We start from the raw sequence: 20,687 nt of genomic DNA, 5'->3' as shown, positions 1-20,687 counted from the left end.
GTTTTTGATAAGGAAAGTTATGACATTGCAACACACTTGCGCCTGGGCGCTGAATCATGAACTGGAGAAGGTTTACCACGATGAGGAGTGGGGCGTACCTGTCTATGACGACACGGTACTGTTTGAATTTCTGACCCTGGAAGGTGCTCAGGCTGGCCTGAGCTGGATCACTATCCTCAAAAAGCGCGAGGGCTACCGTCAGGCATTCGAGGGTTTTAACATCGATACACTGGCCGGATACGGTGAAGAGCGAATTGAGCAAATCATCGCTGATTATGATGTGGTGCGGCACAAAGGCAAGATTGCCTCAGTATTCAACAATGCCCGGGCTGCTCTTGAGCTGCAGAAAGAGTATGGCTCGCTGTCGAATGCGTTGTGGCAGTTTGTGGATGGCGTTCCGCAAATCAACCACTGGACGGTGATGAGTGAGGTTCCGGCTTCCACAGAGCAATCGAAAGCGATGAGTAAGTTTCTCAAGAAGCGAGGTTTCAAATTTGTCGGAGAAACCATCTGCTACGCCTTTATGCAGGCAACCGGGATGGTCAATGATCACTTGGTGAACTGTCCGCAGCGACAGTCTTGCCTTTGAGAATGCAAAGCGCTGACAGTAAACAGTCCGCCCGGATTATTGAGGCGGACTTTTTTTTATTACGCTTGAATTAGCTCACCGGCGCGTGCTCTTGCATCACCACGTTGTAGCGCTCCAGGCCGGCAGCCAGATCGGCAATCAGGTCATCGGCATCTTCCAGGCCGATGTGAAGCCGGATGAGCGTACCTTCAAAGTTTGGATTGGCCACAGTGCGCAGGCTGTTGAAGCTGCGTGGTTCGTTGGCCAGTATCAGGCTCTCATAGCCACCCCAGGAGTAACCCATGCTGAAGTGCTGCATACCGTCAAGCAGAGCGGTGGTTGCACGCGGATAGCTGGTCTTGAGTACAAACGAGAACAGACCGTTGCCCCCGGTGAAATCGCGTTTGAAGAACTCGTGGCCCGGGCAGCTTTCCAGCGCAGGGTGGCGTACATGATCCACTTCTGGACGGGTCTGCAGCCATTGCGCGACTTTCAGGCTATTCTCTGCGTGCTGGCGTAGGCGGACATCCAGTGTGCGGATACCGCGCAAGCCAAGGTAGGCGTCGTCCGGCGATACGCATTGTCCCATCAGATAACTTTGCTCTCGCAATTGATCCCAGTATTTTTCTGAAGCGACCGCAGTACCTAACATCACATCCGAGTGACCGACAATGTACTTGGTCGCTGCTTGGATCGAAATGTCGACACTGTGTTCAAACGGTGAAAAGTTTACCCCGGCAGCCCAGGTGTTATCGAGCATCACGATGATGTCATGTTCATGGGCGATGCGAGCCAGTGTTGGAATATCCTGCACCTCCATCGTGATAGAACCTGGCGATTCCGTAAACAGGATCTTGGTATTGGGCTGAATCAACGCACGGATGCCTTCACCTATGGTGGGATCATAATAGGTGGTTTCTACGCCCATCTTCTTCATGATTTTATCGCAGAAATCACGAGTTGGTTCGTAGCAGGTATCGACCATCAGAATGTGATCGCCACTTTCTACAAAGGATAAAATCGCATTGGAAATCGCCGCAGTGCCGCACGGGTACAGCGCACAGCCTGCACCGCCCTCAATCTCGACCATCGCATCTTGAAAGGCAAAGTGGGTGTGGGTACCGCGTCGGCCGTAGAACAGGGTTTTATTGGTGCGGTTGATGGCCGCATGGTTTTTTTCTGCCACGGTATGAAACACCACCGTGGAAGCACGCTGCACGGGTGGGTTAACCACCCCGTTGGTCCATTTCGGATCGCGACCCGCGTTGATGTATTTGGTTTTTTTGCCTTCCGACATGAGAAATCCTTGTCATTACGAATGATTTCTCTATTTAAACCATGTTGTTGACCTGATTGGCAAGTATAGCGAAGGAATTTATCCCTACATGTTATGCCAGCAGGTTATGGATGGGTTGATGTCCGCATCACGGCGTTGTGCCCAGTGATACGGACAGCAGAATCACAGCAATGGGTTGAACAGGTAGAACAAACGCTCCAGAAAACGATAGTACATGCCGCGTTGCTCCCATTTTTTCAGTTCGACAAAGTGTGACTGTTCGATGTAGCTCTCCTGCAACCAGTGCATCTCTTTGGTAAACGCTTCGTCATCGATTGCCAATGTGACTTCGAAGTTGAGCCACAAACTGCGCATGTCGATGTTGACCGTGCCGACGAGACAGAACTGTTTATCGATCACCACGGATTTTGTGTGCAGCAAGCCGCCGTAAAACTCGTAGATTTTCACCCCGGCCTCAAGCAGCTCGGTGTAAAAAGCCCGCGATGCCCATTGCACCATCATCGAATCGTTTTTGTGTGGAATAATCAACTCCACATTAATGCCGCGTTGAGCTGTCATTTTCAGCGTCTCAAGCAAATCGGCACTCGGCACGAAGTAAGGCGTTGTGATCCGTACCGATTCATTGGCCTGATTGATGGCCAATGTCAGCACTTGAGAAATCAGATAATCCGGCATCCCCGGTCCGGATGGCACCACTTGCACCGGATGATGGGGCTGGTTTGGATCCAGTTTGCACTCTGGGTTTGCAGGCAGCATGCGTGCTCCGGTTTCCACTTCCCAGTCCCAGCAGTGAATAGCGGACAGAACGTTCACTGTTGGGCCGGTCACTCGTACCATGATATCGATCCATTGACCGACGCCGGCATTTTGTTTGAAGTAGGCTGGATCGACCATATTCATCGAACCAGTGTAGGCGATGTTGTCGTCAATCACGATGATTTTGCGATGCTGACGCAAGTCGAGTCGACGCAGGAAGATACGCCATGGGCTGACTTCCAGTGCCTGAATGACCTCGATACCGGCATTTTTCATCATTTTCAGCCAGGAGCTACGGAAGAAGCGAGGGCTACCAGCAGAGTCCAGCAGCAGCTTAACGTCCACTCCCCGCTTTGCTGCGCGGATCAGGGCAGAGGCTACCGAGTCGGCCAGACCTCCAGGATGCCAGATGTAAAACACCATCCGGATGCTGGATTGTGCCTGCTCAATATCTTCAATGATGGAGTGCAGAATGTCATGAGGGGAGCTTTGCAGTGACAGCGTATTACCGCTCAATGCGGGTAAGCCGAGACGATTGTTACACAGTTCGTCAATACGGTAGATGTGCCGACCCATTCGTTCTGGGGTGTGGGCGTGGCATTCGTTGAGCTGCGAAAACCAATTGGCAAACGGCGTAAACATCTCTTTGGCTCGATCGGCACGTTTGCGCCCCAGATTCAGTTCGCCAAACAAGAAGTAACAAGCGACCCCAACTACTGGCACGATGTAGATGATCATCAGCCAGGCAAGCGACACACTCACTGCACGCCGTTTAAACACCACGCGTAAGGTCACGCCGGCCACCAAAAGCCAATACAGACCAATACTTGCAAGGGTTAGAAAATGGTAAAACTTGTCCATTCCGCTCTCTGGAACTCCAATCAACAACTGGTTGAATAGTAAATCGAAACTCGGGGGAAAGGAATCACTACCTTAACCACCACTGTTAAGAATAGTAAGAATATGCAAAAGATTTTGTATGTTGCAAACTTGTAAAAAGTAGTGGAATATTTAACAATTGGTTAAAAGTTCAGCATTTAAACTTGTAAAATTGATGTGTGTTGGAAAATTAGACTGCGTGGGCTTTCAATTTTAATCCCAAACTGATTTACTTGCCACCACATGAGCGCCACTCAACTTTTTATAAAGTGTATATAAAATTTTACACATAACATATTATTCGGCGCCGTCAATGCAAACACAACAGTGGTAACAACTATGGCAAACAGTAATCGTGGTCACTTCTCGTCGAGAATTGGCTTTATTATGGCGGCAGCAGGTTCTGCCGTCGGCTTGGGGAACGTATGGGGCTTTCCAACTAAAGCTGCCAGTAATGGTGGTGCGGCGTTTCTTGTCATCTATCTGGCGATGGTGTTTCTGCTCGCCTTTCCAATGTTGGTCGCAGAGCTGACGATCGGTCGCCACGGACAGGCTAACCCGATAGCGTCACTAAAGTCGATTTGGACTAAAAACCGTGCAGCCGCCGGTTTCTTTGGTTTGATTGCAATGATTGCGGCTTCAATGATTCTCAGTTTTTATTCCATCTTGGCAGGTTGGTTGATGGGTTTTGCGGCCGCACCAGCACTGGATGTCATCGGGTTACAAACGGCAGCCGACTGGTTGGTGAATTTCGGTGGACCACGCAACGTGATATTAGCGGTCCTGTTCTCGGTTCTGACCATTCTGGTGGTACAAAAAGGCGTGGCCGACGGTATCGAAAAGTGGTCAACCCGTCTGATGCCAGCGCTGTTTGTACTGTTTGCTGTCATGATCATCTATATCTTTACGCAAGATGGCGCGATGGAAGGTCTGAAGATGTACTTGGTCCCGGATCTGTCTCACGTACACCCTGGCCTGGTTGTGGATGCTATGGGGCAGGCGTTCTTCTCCCTGTCTTTGGGCGTCGGCTCTATGATGGTCTACGGTTCGTATCTGACTAAAGACGTCAACATCCCCAAAACTGCGGGTCAGGTTGCAGCGATTGATACCGGGGTAGCGTTTGCGGCGGGCTTACTGATCTTGCCTGCGATGTACGTGGCCAGGCACAATGGTGTGGAAATCTTCAATGAGGCCGGTGAGCTCCTCAGCTCTGGCGATCTGGTGTTTGCTGTATTGCCTTCCATGTTCGATACCATGGGTGGTGTGGGTGTTGTCGTTGGGATCGGTTTCTTTGTATTGATGGTGATCGCCGCTCTGACGTCATCCATCTCGCTACTTGAAGTGCCAGTTTCCTGCGCTCAGGACGAACTGAACATGGAACGTACGACAGCGACCTGGCTAATCGGTGGCGCTATTCTGGTTCTGAGTATTATTATCTCGCTCAATTTCGGTGCATTGTTTGGCATCGTCGCTGATGTTTCGACAGTGTACATGCAGCCACTACTGGGCGTAATCTGGGCCATTGTGGTTGGCTGGATTTGGAATCGCAATAATCTGCTCAATGAGCTGAAAGAAGGGAACCCTGAGATAGCCACGGGGCTGTTCTGGAAGATTTGGCCTTGGTACGTACGCTTCGTCTGTCCGGTGGCGATTCTGTCTGTCTTCATCTTCTCGATTGTTTGATTGAAAACACATCACCAAAAGCTGCCTGCGGGCAGCTTTTTTCGTTTCGGTTGGTTATACTTCGTCGCCTGAAATGAAGAGGCCCTATGTTCGATATTCTTTATACACACGATGATTTTCTGGTCATCAACAAACATCCGGGTGTATCGGTTCACAAAGACGATGGCGATACCATGTTGTTGCAGGAAGTCGCCCGAGCTACCGGAGACGAACAACTGTATCTGATTCATCGCCTGGACAAGATGACCTCTGGTTTGCTGTTGCTTGGACGTCACGCCCAGGCTGCCAGTGCTCTGTCTGCGGCATTTGCGCAGCGTCAGATAGAAAAGTTTTATCTGGCGATTGGGGCTAAAAAACCGAAGAAGAAACAGGGATTAGTCAAAGGGGACATGGAACGCTCGCGTCGGGCGTCGTGGAAACTGTTGAACTCGCAGCACAATCCTGCCATTACCCAGTTTTTCTCTGCCGCTGCTGAGGCGGGAGAGCGGTTGTTTTTATGCAAGCCGCATACTGGAAAAACGCATCAGATCCGTGTGGCGCTCAAGTCGCTGGGGTCACCGATTGTCGGCGACGCTATTTACAACCCAGCCTCTCATGCCGATCGCGGCTACCTGCATGCTTTTGCGCTGCGTTTTGAATATCAGCAGCAGAGATACGATCTGGTTTGTGATCCCCGCCAACATGCGCAATTGGGCGATAAATGGCGCCATCATCCAGTCACAGACACGATCGAACTTTGGCTCACACCTTGGGAATTGCAATGGCCGACCATCAAGAAATAAATAACACAATGCAAACTGCGGCGTTACCGGTTTTTTTTGACCATTTGACGGAGCAGTTACGTCAGGCACCGGATGAAATTCGTCGGTTGTTCCATGGTCGTGGCCAACGTTGGCCCGGATTGGAGCAACTGACTTGTGACTGGCTTCAGGGGCAATTGATCGTCAACCTGTTCAAAGGCGTTGACGACGCATTTCTTCGTCAACTTGAACAAGGCCTGACGGCGTTAGCGCACAGTGAACTTTGGCAACAGAAACAGGGTCGCTGCATAGCGGTGCAGCACCGCTATGAAAACGGCGCACCGACACAAATTCTCGCGGGTGAACTGACGGAGCGCCCGATAGTAGCAGAGAGCGGGCTGAAGTATCAGTTGGATATCGGTCGCAACCAGAACTTCGGTTTGTTTCTCGACATGCGATTTGGCCGCGATTGGGTCAGACAACATGCAAGACACAAAAGTGTCCTCAACTTGTTTGCCTACACTTGTGGCTTTTCCGTTGCCGCGATGGCAGGAGGAGCAGACAAAGTGGTCAATGTTGATATGGCGCGAGCGTCTTTGAGTAAAGGTCGGGACAACCATAAACTGAACGACCACAATCTCAATGCAGTGAGCTTTCTCGGCCATGACATTTTTAAGTCCTGGGGAAAAATTAAGAAGTCCGGTCCGTATGATTTGATCATTATCGATCCACCGTCATTTCAAAAGGGCAGCTTTGCACTCACTAAGGATTACGCCAAGATCCTTCGCCGTCTGCCCGATATGCTGACCGCCAGCGGTGAGGTGATGGCCTGTGTCAACTCACCTGCGGTTTCCAGCCAGTTTTTGATTGATGCTATGGCACAGGAAGCGCCGGAGCTGCAATTTGTCGAACGCCTTGACAATCCGCCGGAGTTTGCTGATGTTGATCATGAAGCCAGTTTGAAAGTGATGATGTTCCGTCGTCAGTAATGAGTATCCCCTCCAAAGTTGAGGGGATTTTTTTATCCGATGTCAACGCCGATGTTTTCGCTTAGTGTCGACGAGCAAGCCAGAATGTATCCTTGTGCCACCTCCTGTTCAGTCAGCGCTTCATGACTGAAGGTATTGACGCTGCCACGCGTGACTTTGCATTTGCACGAGCCACAGATTCCGCTGCGACAGGCCACAATCACAGGTAAACCGGCTTGTTCGAGGACGTCGGCCAGAACAGCGCCATGTTGAGCCGTCAATCTCCTGGCAAACGCGGGGACCTCAATCTCCACCTCGGTGTGCACGGTTTCGGATATGGCTTCGGGTGTTGCTGCGGGGGTAAAACTCTCCTGATGAAAGGCGGCCATATCGAATTGCGCCTGTTCTAACCACTGTTTTACATCGCACATGAAGTGTTCCGGCCCGCACAGATAAACTTGTCTGTCTTGCAGATCCGGAACCCGTTGCATCAGCCAATCAGAGGTGAGGCGTCCTTGTGGGTAGGGCGTACCAGTGGCATCTTTGAGCAGCAGCCTGAGATGGAACTGAGCATATTGCTCATCCAGCGTGGCCAGTTGATCAAAATAGATCGCGTGCGCTGCGCTTTTCGCAACGTGCAGAAACTCAATATCCACCGGATGAGATTGGTTTATCCAATACTGGGCCATGGTATAGACAGGCGTAATGCCACAACCTGCGCTGATCAGCAGTACTTTGGCGATACCGTCTTCCGATGGCCAGGGGGCAAGGTCGAGGCAGTTAAACGCGCCACTTGGTTTCATCACTTGGACGCTGTGTCCGACTTCCAGCTGCTCAACGATAAATGTTGAGACTTTACCGTTTGACACCCGTTTGACGGTCAGTTGAATGTACGCCTCATCGGGTTGTGAACTGATGGAATACGCCCGGAATTCGCTCTGACCATCGATAGACACTCCCAATGTGACAAACTGACCGGGCTTAAAACTAAAACGGGCAAGTGAGGCATGCGCCAGCTTAATGCTGACGCAATCCCCGGTTTCGGCCCATTTTTCGATGCATGTCATTTCGACGGGTTGATTGTGTTCCCATTCGCTAAACATATCTGATCCTGAAGAGATAATACGAAGCCCTCCGCCATGGAGGGCTGTGAAATTTAGGCCGCCAGAATGGCACCCATGTCGGCGTCGACGCTTGAGATGGCGCGCATATCAAATTTTTCCTGAATGATGGCCAATAGATTGTCGGTCAGGAACGCGGGTGCGGTTGGGCCGGTGTAAATGCCTTTGACGCCTAGAGCAAACAGAGTCAGCAGGATCACAATGGCTTTTTGTTCAAACCAGGACAGTACCAGTGTCAGTGGCAGCTCATTGATACCGCAGTCAAATTCTTTGGCCAGTGCCAGTGCGAGCTGGATGGCGGAATAGGCGTCGTTGCACTGGCCAACATCCAGCAGGCGGGGAATGCCATTGATGTCGCCGAACTGATTTTTGTTGAAACGGAACTTACCGCATGCCAGGGTCAGAATCACGGTATCGTCCGGCGCCTGGGCGGTAAAATCGGTATAATAGCTACGCTCTGCTTTGTCTCCGTCACACCCACCGACCAGGAAAAAGTGGCGAATATTGCCTTTTTTCACTTCATCAATCACCGCTGGCGCTGCGTTCATCAATGCATTGCGGCCAAAACCGACGGTGATCATCTGCTCGATTTCATTGTGTTGGAAACCAGGCTGCGCCAACGCACAGTCAATCACGGCACTGAAGTCGTCGCCATCGACATGCGATACGCCCGGCCAGCCGACAATGCTGCGCGTGAACAGGCGGTCAGCATACTGGCCGACGTTGGGATTGAGCAGGCAGTTGGATGTCATCACAATCGCCCCCGGAAAGTTGGCGAATTCTTTCTGTTGATTCTGCCATGCGCTGCCGTAGTTACCGGCCAGGTGAGGATATTTGTTCAGTTCCGGGTAGCCGTGTGCGGGCAGCATTTCACCATTGGTGTAAACCTGAATGCCAGTGCCTTCGGTTTGCTGAAGAATTTTCTCCAGATCGTGCAGATCGTGCCCGGAGACCAGGATGCATTTGCCTTTGATCGGTTTGACGTTAACCTGGGTCGGCACCGGATGACCGAAGGTAGACGTTTCACCGCGATCAAGCATCTCCATCACTTTGTAGTTCATCAGGCCAATACGCATGGAGCAGTCCAATAAGGCATTGAGCTCGTCCGGATCGCGTCCCAGCCACCCCATGATTTCGTGGTATTCGGCGTAAATCGCGTTATCCGTTTGCTCCAGCACACGGGCATGTTCCATGTATGCGGCCGCACCTTTGAGGCCATACAAACAGAGCAGACGCAGCCCAATGACGTCTTCATGCAAGGTTTCTTTCCCACGGTTGACCGCAACCTCAGGTGCGAACGCCAGAATCGCGTCGGCATCGTCTGGCAGCACGAAGTGGGCGACGGCAGGTTGAGGTTCCAGAGTCCGGTTGGCCAGCGTTGCAGCGGCTTCAACCTGTGTTTTCAGGCGCTGGTGATAGTGGGACGCCTGACGGGTAAACGCCAGAACCCGTTCCGGGTCAAAGTTGACATTGGTCAGTGTTGAGAAAAACGCTTTGGGAGCCCATTGATTGATTTCGTCGTCGATAATATCAAACTGGCGTGCCAAATCCGCCCAGTAAGAAACCCCTTGTAATGAATACACCAGCACGTCTTGCAGGTCTGAAACTTCAGAGGTTTTGCCGCACATTCCCTGAGTAAATGAGCAGCCTTTGACGGTCGGGGTTTGAATCGTCTGTTCGCATTGAATACAGAACATTGCAGGTCTCCAGTATTATGATTGAGTAATCCGATGCCTACTGAATGGCAATCTCTGTGCCAAGTTCTATCTTGTTGTTTTTATTGAAAAAGCAGTATTGCCACTACTTGGTGGTGATGTTCTTTTTACAGCAGTCTTGTTGTGTAAATGACATCAATGCTGTGTTCGCTGTTAGTGACCGATGCCCAGCTTTTTACCCATCCGGTACAAGTTCCCCCGGTCCATCTGCAGGAATTCCGCTGCCTGCGCCCAAATTCCGTTCGATTTATTGAGTGCATGCAGGATCAAATCCTTCTGATAACGCTCGACCAAAGGGCGCATTCCCTGACTTTGCACCGGAAAATAGTGGGTTGTACTTTTGACATCGCAGTCGGTCACTGCCACATCAAAGTGGGGTAACTGGATGGTGTGACTTTGCGCCTGAATCGCGCGCAGCGCGGCGCGGGTGAGCGTATGTTCCAACTCACGCACATTGCCCGGCCACTCTTGTGTTTCAAGCATGATGAGTGCTTTCGGGTGCAGATGCAGGTTAGGGACATTGAACTGCTGACGCACTTTTTCCAGCAGGTAACCCGCCAGGACCGGTATGTCACCTTGGCGGCTGCGCAATGAGGGGACGGCGATAGGAAACACGTTCAGGCGGTGGAATAAGTCGGCCCGGAACTGACCGGCTTCGACTTCCTGCTCAAGGTGACGGTTGGTCGCGGCAACAATCCGCACATTCACGAGTAAATGTTGGTCACTGCCGACCCGTTGCAGCTCGCCCTGCTGGATCACCCGCAGCAGCTTTGCCTGAAGCAATAATGGCAATTCACCGACTTCATCCAGAAACAGCGTACCGCCGTCGGCCAGTTCAAATTTACCGGCACGGTGTGTATTGGCGCCAGTAAATGCGCCTTTTACGTGACCGAACAATTCGCTTTCAGCCAGGCCCTCCGGCAGCGCCGCGCAGTTGACGTAAATCATGGGTTTGTCGCGGCGTGCCGATTGTGCGTGGAGCTGGTGAGCGACCAGTTCTTTTCCTGTCCCGGTTTCGCCGGTGATCAGTACCGCGTAGTCTGATTGTGCGACGGTCGCGATGTTGTTGCGAAGCTGCTGCATTTGTGGGCTGAGCCCGACCATCTCACCCTGTTTAGAACGGGCTTGCTGAATGAGCGTGGCTGTGACGGATTGTTGTTTTTTATGTTTGGCTTTCAACGCTTTAAGCTGACCAATGTTACGTAGCGTTGCGGCTGCCAGAGCTGCGAACGTTTCCATCGTTACGGGTTCAATGTGATCGAATGCGCCAATGGTCAACGAGTCCATTGTGAGCACGCCCACCAGCTTGTCATCGACATACAAGCTGCAACCCATGCAATCATGGACATCAATACTGCTTTCCGCTGAGAGCAGCACGCCGTCAAACGGATCAGGCAGTGGACAATCGGCATCGAAACGCACCGGGGTGCGGCTGATGATGATTTTCTCCAGCCGCGGGTGAGCGGCAGGAAAAAAACGTCGTCCGAGCACTGAGCTGGCCAAGCCGTTGACGGCTACCGGAGTCAGAAAGCCATCTTGGTCAAGAATAAACAGAGCGCTCGCATCACAGGGAAAAACCTGATTGATCCCGTCAATCAAGTGTTGGTACTGTTTTTCACTGGCCAGATTAGAGCTGAGGTTCAGGGCGATATTGAGTAGGGCGTGTTCCATATTCGGGCGCATAAACGAAGGATAATCAGGACTGAGTTGTCCGATGGTATCAGGCGGATGTCATTTAAACATCGCTCTTTTGGTGAAGAATGATGTCTGTTTGACGACGATCAATTCCGCCTGCGACAGAGCCTATTTGTTGTTGGTCAGAGTATGAAAGCCAGAATAAATACGCGTCAGTGTGGTAAACCAGCACATGGCGCCAAACGTGTAGGCAATGGTGGCGAAATGGGCAGGAAAGAGACAGAACAGAATGAAACAGGCGATGGTTTCGGTTCCTTCGGTCAGTCCGCTCATATAGTAAAGCGATTTATTTTTGTAGATCGGGTTTTCAATGCCGCGTTTCCCGGCCATGACCGCAAACGCGAGAAAGCTGCTGCCAGTGCCGATAAACGCGAAGATCAGAAATGCACCGGCGACAGCATTGTGCTCCGGGCTTGCAAGCACAAAGCCAAACGGGATCAACGAATAAAATAAGAAATCCAGACTGATATCGAGAAACCCACCAGCATCCGTGATGCCCTGGATTCTTGCCAGTGCACCGTCCAATCCATCGCAAACCCGATTGATGAGGATAAACACCAGTGCCAGCAGGTATTGCTGATTGAGCAGTGCCGGTAGGGCAAAGCAACCGACAACGAAACCCAGCAGCGTGACCTGATTGGCACTCAGGCCCATTTTATCTATGACGCCGGCAGTGGCAGACAGCGGCTTGCGGATCAGTTTTATACTCAGGCGATCAAGCATGGTTCACCTCCCAAGGCCAGCGCAATACCTGGCTGCCCGGCGGAACATCGGCCTCATCGTGCGTGACCATCAGCGCGGGAATATTGGCCGATTGCAATTGCGCCATTACCCAGTCACGAAACTGGCTTCGCAGCGCTTTGTCGAGCTTGCTGAACGGTTCATCAAGCAATGCGACCAGTGGCTGGGCGAGCAGCATTCGGGTCAGGCTGATGCGTGCTCGCTGACCTCCGGAAATCTGGTCCGGATAGGATTGAGCCAATTTCGTCAGGTGGATATTTTTGAGCGCATCCAGCGCGCGCTCTTTGCGCTCGCGGCCTTTAATGGCATCGGGCAGGGCAAACGCCAGATTCTCCCAGATATTTAAATGCGGGAACAATAGATCATCCTGAAACAGGATTCCTACCTGACGTTTGTGGGCTGGCAGTGCGTTGAGTGGGCGATCATCCAGCAGAATGCTGCCAGTAAGACGAAACTCCTCCGATAAGTGTCCGGCAATCGCGTCAAGCAGGGTGGATTTTCCGCAACCGCTCGGGCCCATCAGCGTCACAATGCCCCCTTTTTCTATCTGTAAGGAGAGGGAAGAAAACAGTGCCTCTCCATTGTGTTTATGAATGGCGAGGTTTTCTAGACAAAGACTCATTCGGCAACAGACCTTTAATCGATAAATGGCGATATTTAGCTTGTAAACGGCTAATGGTGATCGCAAAAGCAAAAAACAGCAGCGGCAACGCCGCTTGCCAGAGGGCGTAAATGGCGGTAACACGGCGATCGAAGCCACTCGACAACGCCACCGCTTCGGTGGTGATGGTGCGGATCCGGCCTGCGCCAAGCATCAGCGTCGGCAGATATTGTGCCAGGCTGACGCTGATTCCGATCACCCAGGCAAAAACAATGGCGGGCAGTAGCAGCGGCATTTTAACCCGCCACCAGGTACGCAGGGGCGATTGACCCAAGCTGAGTGATACTCGGGTCAGGTTGTGATCATAGCTTCGCCAAGGGCCATCCAGTGACAAATAGACATAAGGGAATGCAAAAAAGAGGTGTGCCCAGCAAACCCAAAACCAATGTGCACTGTCATGAAGATACAGCGTCATGATCTGAAGGCCGAATAATATGGACAGCTGCGGGAGAAGCATCGGCACGGCGATGATGTATCCCGGTATCTGCATTCGATACCGGATCCGGTACTCATGGGCCAGAAGTGCAAAGACCAGTGCGACGGTGGCTGACACCAACGCCAGCAGCAGGCTTTGTTGCACGGTGCTGGCAACCGACTGCCATTCGTACTGCCAGAAGCGCGGAGTATAACTGCTGGGCAGTACATCCGGGAAACGCCAGCGCTGCGCAAAGCTCCATAGCGTTAACAATGGTATCATCATCAGGCTGATGAACAGGATCACACTAAACAGCGAACGCCCAGCCAGAGAAATACCACTTCGACCAGACCATTGCCAGCGGCGAATGCCGCGTGTGAGCAGCCATTCCACCATGCGTGCAAGGCCAATCACCAGTGCCGCGAGGGCAAACAATACCACGGCACCCGCGGCCGCTCGCGGGAGCAGTGTCAGATCCGGATCACTGAACCATTGCCACACCAACACGGCGAATGTGGGGGGATTCGTCGGGCCGATGATCAGCGCAACGTCCACCACCGACAGGCTGTACGCCATGACCGCCAGCATAGGAAAGCGCAGTTTGTTCAACCACTGTGGTAACAGGCACTTCCACCACATGGCGTTGCGACTGTACCCCAATGACGCGCTGACTTTGGTAACTTGTGAGACATTCAGTTGTTGTACGATGGGAATACTCATCAACAATAAAAAGGGCACTTCTTTCAGCGCCAGCATTACAATCAGCCCCAGGGCGTGCGGATCGTTAACCAGCAGCGCCAGCGCGTCGACAGAACGCGCATTGGGGTCGTATCCAATCAGTTCATGCAGCCAACGCGCCCCCAGCCCTGTCGGAGCAAACAAAAAGGCAAATCCGATAGCAAATGCCACGTGCGGCATGGCTAAGAGCGGGGACAACATCAACTCGACTCTGCGCCAGAAGCGCGTCCCCCAACTGGCTTGCAGGATCGCAAATGTAAGCACACACGCCAGATAACTGCTGATCACCGATGAGTACAGGGTCAAGCCGATAGAGTGCCAGACGCCTTGCCATTCGAACACCTGGCGAAAGCCCGTCAGACTGATCGTCTGCATGTCCAGCGGTGGAAGGTAGCCCAGTGACGATGCCAGCACACCGAGTAGTCCCGGAATCGTCGGAACAATACAGCCGACAACGATGAGCAGATACAGGGTTCTTAGCATTTCAAATCAGCTTCCGTAGCGCTTTTGCCACTCTTTTTCGATAGCAGATTGCCAGCTTGGGTGGGGCTCTGAAACCGATTTGAATTGTTGTGTCTGTTTGGCGCTGCCTGTCAGGTATTGTTTGCTTAGTACCGAAGGATCGCCCCAAATGTTCAGATCCCCTTTACGTGACTGAGCCTGTGGGCTGAGTAGAAAGTTGATGGTGACCAAAGCGCCGGATTTCGCATTCGCGTTCCAGGGAATGGCCAGAAAGTGAATATTGGAGAGGGCACCGGTATCAAAAGCATACGCTTTGGTGGAAGAGGCCAGTTTACCGGAGGCCTGTGCTGAATAGACGGCGTTAGGATTGAATGTGATGGCTAAATCCAGTTGACCGTCATCCAGCAACTGAATCATTTCGGCCGTACCGGCAGGGAATTGTTTTCCACCCCGCCAGGCCACTTTGTGGAACTGATCCAGATAACGCCAAAGTGGCGCGGTCACGGCGGCAAAGTCGCCTTCGCTGACCGGTTGCTCGAGCTGGGGATCATTGTCAGTCAGTTCAATCAGTAATGATTTGAGGAAACTGGTGCCATGAAACTCTGGCGGCTTGGGGTAAGTCACCCGGTTCGGGTAGGCTTGAGCGTAGCTGAGCAGCTCAGCGTAGGAGTGCGGCGGGTTGTTGAGTGTCTCTTGGTCGTGAATGAACACCAGTTGGCCCACTCCCCATGGCGCTTCTAACCCTTCTGTTGGTTCAGAAAAATCCGCATCGATCGGCAGGCCTTGGTCAACGTATTGCCAATTGGGCAAAGAGTGTGTGAACGGCCCAAGCAGCAGTTGATTGTCTTTCATAGACTTGAAGTTTTCACCATTAATCCAGACCAAATCGACGCTGCCCTTGTCGTTTTTACCTGCTACTTTTTCAGCGATGAGACGTGTGGTGGTCTCAGCGATATCGGTGACTTTAACGTGGTTCAACGTGACACCGTATTGCTGTTGCAACTGTGCACCTGCCCATTGGATGTAACGGTTAATTTCCTGGCTGCCTCCCCAGGCATGAAAATAGACGGTTTGTCCTTCGGCCTGTTGCTCTACTTGTTTCCAGTCTAGCGGTTCCGCTGACAGTGAGAAGGCAGTGGCGACTGCGGCGACTGCGGCGACGGTGGTGAGCAGTTGTTTCATAATTATTCCGTTTGAAGCTCTGATGATGGAGTGTTGTATAAGAAATAGTAATCGTTGGGCAGGGACTATCAACCTCAACCGTGCTGGTCGTTGACGCTTGTGTGATTTCACCCACTCTTAACGTAACAACTTCTGCCACAAGACTTTTATTGCTTGCTAGTTATGACCGGATAAGGCTGGAGATTCTTACATCGCATAAGAAAAAAATGCGTGGTCGTAAAACGAGCGGCATGCATGCCGCTCGTTAAGAAGGAAGGGCGGTTTAGTTAACCCAATCTCGCAGTCGATAGGTTAATTCATGGTTATCATCACGCAGAATCAGATGTTCTTTGGTCAGAGTGATCGTGCTCCAGGTTGATAATGTTTCGGCCACCGCCTGTTCGATCTGCATCGCCTCACTAGAGCAGGATTTCATGGTCATGCCGATTTTATCGACCCGAAACTGGTTGTCTTTGAGTTCACCCTGGCCGAAAAAATTATTGCAGCCAGCATTACCATTGACCGTCATTTTTTCACCCACTTCAAGGCGTGGCATGCGCTGTCGATCACCTTGAGTAATCGCCTGACCATCGACCTGAATCAGCTCCCAGTTGTGATGCTGGAGATCCTGCGGGGTGAGGTCGGCACTGCCTGAATACATACTGCAGCCGACGGAAAGTAACGCTAGCGGTATACCAGCCAGCAGAGTGGTGACACTAAGCTTCATAATAAGACTCCTTAATTTGCCAACAGTGAGGACGGCGCATCAAAAGCTTAAGTATAGAAAACAACCTGCAAATTTTGTCAGTTTGTCGTTAGAGGCGTACGGTTAAATTGAGCGAAAAAGTGACAATTGTGACGCTTTGGCATAATGTAAAGTCAGCAGATGAGGAAGGTAGAATAGGCATGGAACAGCTGGATTTCTTCGATGTACCCAGCCCCTGTGTTGGTGTATGTACGGTTGACGATAAAGGTTACTGTCAGGGATGTATGCGCAAAAGGGAAGAGCGCTTTAACTGGCTGAGCTACACCGTGGCGGAAAAACAGCACATTATTAAATTGTGTCGACAACGTTATTTACGCAAAGTCCGCCAGGGGAAACTGACACCTCAATCACCGGTGGAACCGGAAAGTCCGCAACGGGATCTGTTTTAAGTTCAGATGTAAAAAGCCAGAGCTAGTTGCGCTGGCTTTTTGATTGTTTACCGATTGATCCCGGTTAAGGCGTAGTGATCAAGCAGCCATTAGCCAACGGATCTTCCGTGTTGGTGTAAGTTACGGTTGCTGGAGGCGTGTAGTCGCCTACGGCGATAGAGCCCTTACTCTTCAGGAAGCCGTAAAGGACATCGGCATCCACATAACCAGTTTGAACCGGATCCAGCTCAGGGTAACCGTCACCACCGGCCGCATTGAAGCTTGGTACGGTAAAGGAGTAGGTGGCTGTGTCGCTAAAGCCCTTACCGTTGATATCGGAAATATCAACGGTGTTGGCCATACAGTCGACGGTCATGGTCAGGCCGGTCAATTGTGCGTAGGCGCCCGAACCCACTTGCATTGTGGCGACCGTGCCAAGGTAATCTTTGATCTCTGCTCCCGTCATCTCACTGTAGGTCACTTGGTTGCCAAAAGGCTGTACCGTTAACACGTCACGGTATGTGATGTCGCCTGCCGCAATAGAATCGCGCACGCCACCGGAGTTCATGACGGCAAAATCTGCGGAGACTTTTTCTTTGTGGGCAACAGCAATTAGTTGTCCCAGGTTGGTCTGCTGATTCCGTACTACGCTGCGGTCACCTTCCAGTTTACCGTCTGAACTTGCGATGACTTCATCCAGCTTATCCTGGCCTGCGTCTTGATACACTTGCAGTTTTTCTTTCAGCGGTAGGTTAGGTTCGATCTTGTCACCGATCAGTTCGCGAGAGCCGTCATCCAGTTCCTTGGTCAGATTGACCGGAATGAGTTTGTAGCTCAGTAGGTGGAGTTCGTCATTGGCGTATTCGAAATCCGCGCGACCCACGTATTTACCCCATTCATGGGCCTGCATGATCCAGGTTCCGTTTTGCTGATCCGGTTTGCAATCGTCGCCAGGCTCAAAGTCGGCATCGTAGCCAGACCCATCGACTTCCATACACACAGGGTTTTGAGAGTGCCCACCAATCACGGCTGCGAGCTGACCTTCCTCTAGAGCTTTAGCCAGCGCCACGTCACCGGGTGCATTCGAACCGTGTTGACCATTTGCATAGTGACCCATATGAGTGGTAGCGATAACCAGATCCGCTTCGTCGTTTTTCTCGATTTCGGCGATAACCTTTTTAATCTCTTCTTTAGGGTCAGTGAAAGTGAGTTCAGAGATGTATTCCGGGTTACCGATTTTCGCAGTGTCTTCCGTGGTCAGGCCGACAACGGCAATACGTAAGTCACCCAGCGTGAACACTTTATAAGGTTCGAAATAGCGGCTGCCGTCGGCTTTATAGATGTTGGCGGCCAGCATCGGGAAGTCAGCCCAGTCACGCTGTTTGTCCAATACGCTGAGCGGGTTATCGAACTCGTGGTTACCAACCGCCATTGCGTCATAGCCGATATCACTCATGCCGATAAAGTCAGGCTCGGCATCTTGCAAATCCGATTCTGGTACACCGGTATTGATGTCGCCGCCAGACAGCAACAATGAGTAGCCGCCTTTGTCTTCGACTTCTTCACGGATGGAATCTACCAGGGTTTTACGTGCTGCCATACCATATTCGCCATCGTCGTTTTCCCAAAAACGGCCATGGTTATCGTTGGTGTGCATGATTGTAAATTGCGTACACGGTGACGCAATTTGGCATTCAACCTGGCTATCGTTGTCGCTGTCGTTACAACCAGCCAATGCCAGACCGACGGAGAGCGCCAGCGCTGATTTATACAATTTCATATGAAATTCCTTTTATTTTTGGTTTTTGGGCTTCAGGCGGGCAAATATAATGAAGAAATATGAAGTTGCTGTGATCTATGTGTGAAATAAGAGCATGTAATTGCAATTAAATTTCAGAATTATCAGACATGCCCCTGATCAAACATATTTAGTTAAATTGTATTGTTAAAACCATCAATTAGAGTAAGAGTGTGCCGTAGTTAATAGCATTTGATTACATATCGTGATAGCAACAGCCTTTGTTGCCAACAAACTGAGCTAATCCAACGAAAAAGCCCGACATTTTTATGTCGGGCCGATGAATTTTTGCGGTCAGTCTTAATTGTGAGAGGGCTTACTTCAGCCCCCACTTGTCACTGACCCAGCCTCCAGCGTGTTCATCAAAATGATTACCGGCAAAACGATGTTGCTCTGTGTGATGTTCGAACTGAGGGCGATTTTCAAGAAGCTGGTGGATGTAGTCTGCCATGGGGTCATGAGAGAGCTGCTGTTGCCGTCGGGTGGCGACCTCTTTGATCAGCTGAAGACGATAACTGTTACTGGCGCGTTTCACTTTGATGACCTCCATGGTTGTGGGACTAATAAAAAACCTTAGAAGTCTAATTTGTTGGTGTCAAATTCCATTTATTGCTCAAAATGTGTCCTTTTTATAGCCAAATGTAATGTTATGTTGGAAATGATTGGTGAATCATGGAGTAAGCGGTGTTGACTATGCCTGACAAAAAGAAAACCACCGCGAGCGGTGGTTTTTGGGAGTGGGGAGAAAACACACCAGATCAGCGCTATTGAGACTCCGCTAATGCAGCGGTTTTACGCGCAGGATGCTTGAGGAAAATAGCGACCAACGCTGCAAACGCCAGTAGAAAGCAATAGTATGAGTTAGCAACTACCTGCAATGGTGATAAACCGAATACAGATCCGAGCAGCAGCACCTGAGCGCCGTAAGGCAGTACACCTTGAGTTACGCAGGAGAAAATATCCAGTAAACTGGCTGAACGACGCGCACTGACATCGTTTTCCTCTGCCAGTTGGCGGGCAACGCTGCCGGACACAATGATAGCGACGGTGTTGTTGGCAGTGCAGGTGTTGGTCAGACAAACTAGGCCCGCAATGCCCATTTCGCTGGCGCGTGAATTTGCATGAGCCGAATGTTTTGCACCAAATACATTAATGATGCGACTGACCAGTTGAGTCAGGAACGTGAGGCCACCTTGTTGACGCATCAGCTCACTTAAGCCACCAATAAGCATGGAGAGCAGGAAAATTTCCTGCATGTTACCAAAGCCGGTATAAATGTCTTTACCCAGATCGGTCAATGTGTACTGATCAACGGAGAGCAAGCTCACACCACCGGCGAGCATAATGCCGACCGACAACACCACAAACACATTCAGCCCGGACACGGCCAGAATCAAAATCGTCAGGTAAGGCAGAATTTTCAGCCATTCGATTGGGGTTGTATCTGGTGTTTGTGTGGCACTGCTGCTGAACGCAAACAACACCAACGCGAAGATCGCCGCTGGTAAGGCGATGCGAATGTTCTCACGGAACTTATCTTTCATTTCGCAGCCCTGCGAACGGGTGGCTGCGATGGTTGTGTCTGAGATGATAGACAGGTTGTCGCCAAACATCGCACCGCTTAGCACCACTCCCGCGGTCAGAGGCAGGCTCATGCCGGCCGACTGGGCGATCCCCAGCGCGACAGGAGCAACGGCGGCGATGGTGCCCATTGATGTCCCCATGGCAGTGGCGATAAAGGCCGAAATAAGAAAAATCCCTGGCAGGATCATGCTGGTCGGTAGCAGGGACAAACCGAGGTTGACGGTTGCGTCGACGCCACCTGAGGCTTTGGCAACGGCGGCAAAGGCTCCGGCCAGCAGGTAAATCATGCACATCGCAATAATGTCTTGGTGACCCACACCACGCAGAAATTGTTCGATGGCTCGATTGAGAGACTCTTTACTCAGCAGTAGCGCGATGATGATGGCCGGCAGCGTCGCAATCGGCGTGGGCAACTGATAAAAGGCAAAGTCGACACCTTGAAATGTCAGGTAAGTTCCAACGCCAATAAACAGCGACAGAAAAACGCCCAGCGGTAATAACGCCAGAGCGGAAGAAGTTGTGTGTGACGAGCGGGATGTTGTGTTTTGCATGACGCGACAACTTATCGTTA

18 protein-coding genes are annotated in these 20,687 nt (G+C 51.3%); 5 read left to right on the top strand and 13 right to left on the bottom strand.

The features are described 5' to 3' along the window. Positions 1-19 precede the first annotated feature (19 nt). Positions 20-589: a DNA-3-methyladenine glycosylase I gene (locus VPR01S_RS19540; protein WP_021707106.1), complete on the top strand. Its 570-nt coding sequence runs from the start codon at positions 20-22 to the stop codon at positions 587-589. A 70-nt stretch (positions 590-659) separates the two neighbouring features. Here the strand turns inward: VPR01S_RS19540 and VPR01S_RS19535 are convergent, their stop codons facing one another. Next, positions 660-1,865, bottom strand: a complete 1,206-nt coding sequence (locus VPR01S_RS19535) for a cystathionine beta-lyase (protein ID WP_021707105.1) — start codon at positions 1,863-1,865, stop codon at positions 660-662. A 162-nt stretch (positions 1,866-2,027) separates the two neighbouring features. Continuing rightward, entirely contained in the window at positions 2,028-3,482 is a 1,455-nt protein-coding gene (gene cls / locus VPR01S_RS19530) for a cardiolipin synthase (RefSeq protein WP_021707104.1), read from the bottom strand. A gap of 357 nt (positions 3,483-3,839) precedes the next feature. Here cls and VPR01S_RS19525 point away from each other — a divergent pair, with 357 nt between their 5' ends. The 3 genes from VPR01S_RS19525 (at position 3,840) to VPR01S_RS19515 (ending at position 6,912) form a co-directional block, all read left to right on the top strand. Beyond that, a complete protein-coding gene (locus VPR01S_RS19525) occupies positions 3,840-5,183 on the top strand; it encodes a sodium-dependent transporter (protein ID WP_040903171.1) in 1,344 nt (447 codons plus the stop codon). A gap of 86 nt (positions 5,184-5,269) precedes the next feature. After that, positions 5,270-5,965 carry a TIGR01621 family pseudouridine synthase gene (locus VPR01S_RS19520; protein ID WP_021707102.1) on the top strand — a complete coding sequence of 232 codons (696 nt, stop codon included), beginning with the start codon at positions 5,270-5,272 and terminating at the stop codon, positions 5,963-5,965. A gap of 8 nt (positions 5,966-5,973) precedes the next feature. Further along, on the top strand, positions 5,974-6,912 hold the full coding sequence (locus VPR01S_RS19515; RefSeq protein WP_021707101.1) for a class I SAM-dependent methyltransferase: 939 nt from the start codon (positions 5,974-5,976) through the stop codon (positions 6,910-6,912). A 32-nt stretch (positions 6,913-6,944) separates the two neighbouring features. Here the strand turns inward: VPR01S_RS19515 and VPR01S_RS19510 are convergent, their stop codons facing one another. The 8 genes from VPR01S_RS19510 to VPR01S_RS19475 form a co-directional block, all read right to left on the bottom strand. Further along, positions 6,945-7,994, bottom strand: coding sequence for an FAD-binding oxidoreductase (locus VPR01S_RS19510; RefSeq protein WP_021707100.1), 1,050 nt, complete (start codon positions 7,992-7,994; stop codon positions 6,945-6,947). A 53-nt stretch (positions 7,995-8,047) separates the two neighbouring features. Then, complete coding sequence (gene hcp / locus VPR01S_RS19505; protein ID WP_021707099.1) at positions 8,048-9,709, bottom strand: hydroxylamine reductase; 1,662 nt, start codon at positions 9,707-9,709, stop codon at positions 8,048-8,050. 171 nt (positions 9,710-9,880) lie between these two features. Further along, positions 9,881-11,398 (bottom strand): nitric oxide reductase transcriptional regulator NorR, encoded by a 1,518-nt coding sequence (norR, locus tag VPR01S_RS19500; RefSeq protein ID WP_425585320.1) that lies wholly within the window; start codon positions 11,396-11,398, stop codon positions 9,881-9,883. 132 nt (positions 11,399-11,530) lie between these two features. Beyond that, positions 11,531-12,145, bottom strand: coding sequence for a CDP-alcohol phosphatidyltransferase family protein (locus tag VPR01S_RS19495; protein ID WP_021707097.1), 615 nt, complete (start codon positions 12,143-12,145; stop codon positions 11,531-11,533). Further along, positions 12,138-12,785 (bottom strand): ATP-binding cassette domain-containing protein, encoded by a 648-nt coding sequence (locus tag VPR01S_RS19490; RefSeq protein ID WP_021707096.1) that lies wholly within the window; start codon positions 12,783-12,785, stop codon positions 12,138-12,140. Before VPR01S_RS19490 ends, VPR01S_RS19495 begins: the two co-directional genes overlap by 8 nt. Next, positions 12,751-14,460 (bottom strand): ABC transporter permease, encoded by a 1,710-nt coding sequence (locus tag VPR01S_RS19485; RefSeq protein ID WP_021707095.1) that lies wholly within the window; start codon positions 14,458-14,460, stop codon positions 12,751-12,753. Before VPR01S_RS19485 ends, VPR01S_RS19490 begins: the two co-directional genes overlap by 35 nt. Positions 14,461-14,466: 6 nt before the next feature. Continuing rightward, positions 14,467-15,621 carry an ABC transporter substrate-binding protein gene (locus tag VPR01S_RS19480; RefSeq protein ID WP_021707094.1) on the bottom strand — a complete coding sequence of 385 codons (1,155 nt, stop codon included), beginning with the start codon at positions 15,619-15,621 and terminating at the stop codon, positions 14,467-14,469. A 262-nt stretch (positions 15,622-15,883) separates the two neighbouring features. Beyond that, complete coding sequence (locus VPR01S_RS19475) at positions 15,884-16,327, bottom strand: META domain-containing protein (protein ID WP_021707093.1); 444 nt, start codon at positions 16,325-16,327, stop codon at positions 15,884-15,886. A gap of 179 nt (positions 16,328-16,506) precedes the next feature. On the opposite strand from VPR01S_RS19475, the gene VPR01S_RS19470 reads away from it, so the two are divergent. Beyond that, on the top strand, positions 16,507-16,755 hold the full coding sequence (locus VPR01S_RS19470) for a DUF1289 domain-containing protein (protein WP_021707092.1): 249 nt from the start codon (positions 16,507-16,509) through the stop codon (positions 16,753-16,755). A 64-nt stretch (positions 16,756-16,819) separates the two neighbouring features. Here the strand turns inward: VPR01S_RS19470 and ushA are convergent, their stop codons facing one another. The 3 genes from ushA to VPR01S_RS19455 form a co-directional block, all read right to left on the bottom strand. Next, on the bottom strand, positions 16,820-18,514 hold the full coding sequence (gene ushA, locus VPR01S_RS19465) for a bifunctional UDP-sugar hydrolase/5'-nucleotidase UshA (protein WP_021707091.1): 1,695 nt from the start codon (positions 18,512-18,514) through the stop codon (positions 16,820-16,822). 334 nt (positions 18,515-18,848) lie between these two features. After that, positions 18,849-19,067, bottom strand: a complete 219-nt coding sequence (locus VPR01S_RS19460) for a hypothetical protein (protein ID WP_040903173.1) — start codon at positions 19,065-19,067, stop codon at positions 18,849-18,851. A gap of 229 nt (positions 19,068-19,296) precedes the next feature. Beyond that, a complete protein-coding gene (locus VPR01S_RS19455) occupies positions 19,297-20,667 on the bottom strand; it encodes a Na+/H+ antiporter NhaC family protein (protein WP_021707089.1) in 1,371 nt (456 codons plus the stop codon). Between the last annotated feature and the right edge of the window lie 20 nt (positions 20,668-20,687).

This window comes from Vibrio proteolyticus NBRC 13287 (genome assembly GCF_000467125.1).
In the GTDB taxonomy this organism is placed as follows: Bacteria; Pseudomonadota; Gammaproteobacteria; order Enterobacterales; family Vibrionaceae; genus Vibrio; species Vibrio proteolyticus.
The sequence above is the reverse complement of the archived record's forward strand: the minus strand, read 5'-3'. Positions and strand labels throughout refer to the sequence as shown.

Coding starts and splice junctions, on each gene's coding strand:
- VPR01S_RS19520 (WP_021707102.1), top strand. CDS start 5,270: ATGTTCGATATTCTTTATACACACGATGATTTTCTGGTCATCAACAAA.
- hcp (WP_021707099.1), bottom strand. CDS start 9,709: ATGTTCTGTATTCAATGCGAACAGACGATTCAAACCCCGACCGTCAAA.
- VPR01S_RS19490 (WP_021707096.1), bottom strand. CDS start 12,785: ATGAGTCTTTGTCTAGAAAACCTCGCCATTCATAAACACAATGGAGAG.
- VPR01S_RS19525 (WP_040903171.1), top strand. CDS start 3,840: ATGGCAAACAGTAATCGTGGTCACTTCTCGTCGAGAATTGGCTTTATT.
- VPR01S_RS19495 (WP_021707097.1), bottom strand. CDS start 12,145: ATGCTTGATCGCCTGAGTATAAAACTGATCCGCAAGCCGCTGTCTGCC.
- ushA (WP_021707091.1), bottom strand. CDS start 18,514: ATGAAATTGTATAAATCAGCGCTGGCGCTCTCCGTCGGTCTGGCATTG.
- VPR01S_RS19455 (WP_021707089.1), bottom strand. CDS start 20,667: ATGCAAAACACAACATCCCGCTCGTCACACACAACTTCTTCCGCTCTG.
- VPR01S_RS19480 (WP_021707094.1), bottom strand. CDS start 15,621: ATGAAACAACTGCTCACCACCGTCGCCGCAGTCGCCGCAGTCGCCACT.
- norR (WP_425585320.1), bottom strand. CDS start 11,398: ATGGAACACGCCCTACTCAATATCGCCCTGAACCTCAGCTCTAATCTG.
- VPR01S_RS19470 (WP_021707092.1), top strand. CDS start 16,507: ATGGAACAGCTGGATTTCTTCGATGTACCCAGCCCCTGTGTTGGTGTA.
- VPR01S_RS19515 (WP_021707101.1), top strand. CDS start 5,974: ATGCAAACTGCGGCGTTACCGGTTTTTTTTGACCATTTGACGGAGCAG.
- VPR01S_RS19535 (WP_021707105.1), bottom strand. CDS start 1,865: ATGTCGGAAGGCAAAAAAACCAAATACATCAACGCGGGTCGCGATCCG.
- VPR01S_RS19485 (WP_021707095.1), bottom strand. CDS start 14,460: ATGCTAAGAACCCTGTATCTGCTCATCGTTGTCGGCTGTATTGTTCCG.
- VPR01S_RS19475 (WP_021707093.1), bottom strand. CDS start 16,327: ATGAAGCTTAGTGTCACCACTCTGCTGGCTGGTATACCGCTAGCGTTA.
- VPR01S_RS19540 (WP_021707106.1), top strand. CDS start 20: ATGACATTGCAACACACTTGCGCCTGGGCGCTGAATCATGAACTGGAG.
- cls (WP_021707104.1), bottom strand. CDS start 3,482: ATGGACAAGTTTTACCATTTTCTAACCCTTGCAAGTATTGGTCTGTAT.
- VPR01S_RS19510 (WP_021707100.1), bottom strand. CDS start 7,994: ATGTTTAGCGAATGGGAACACAATCAACCCGTCGAAATGACATGCATC.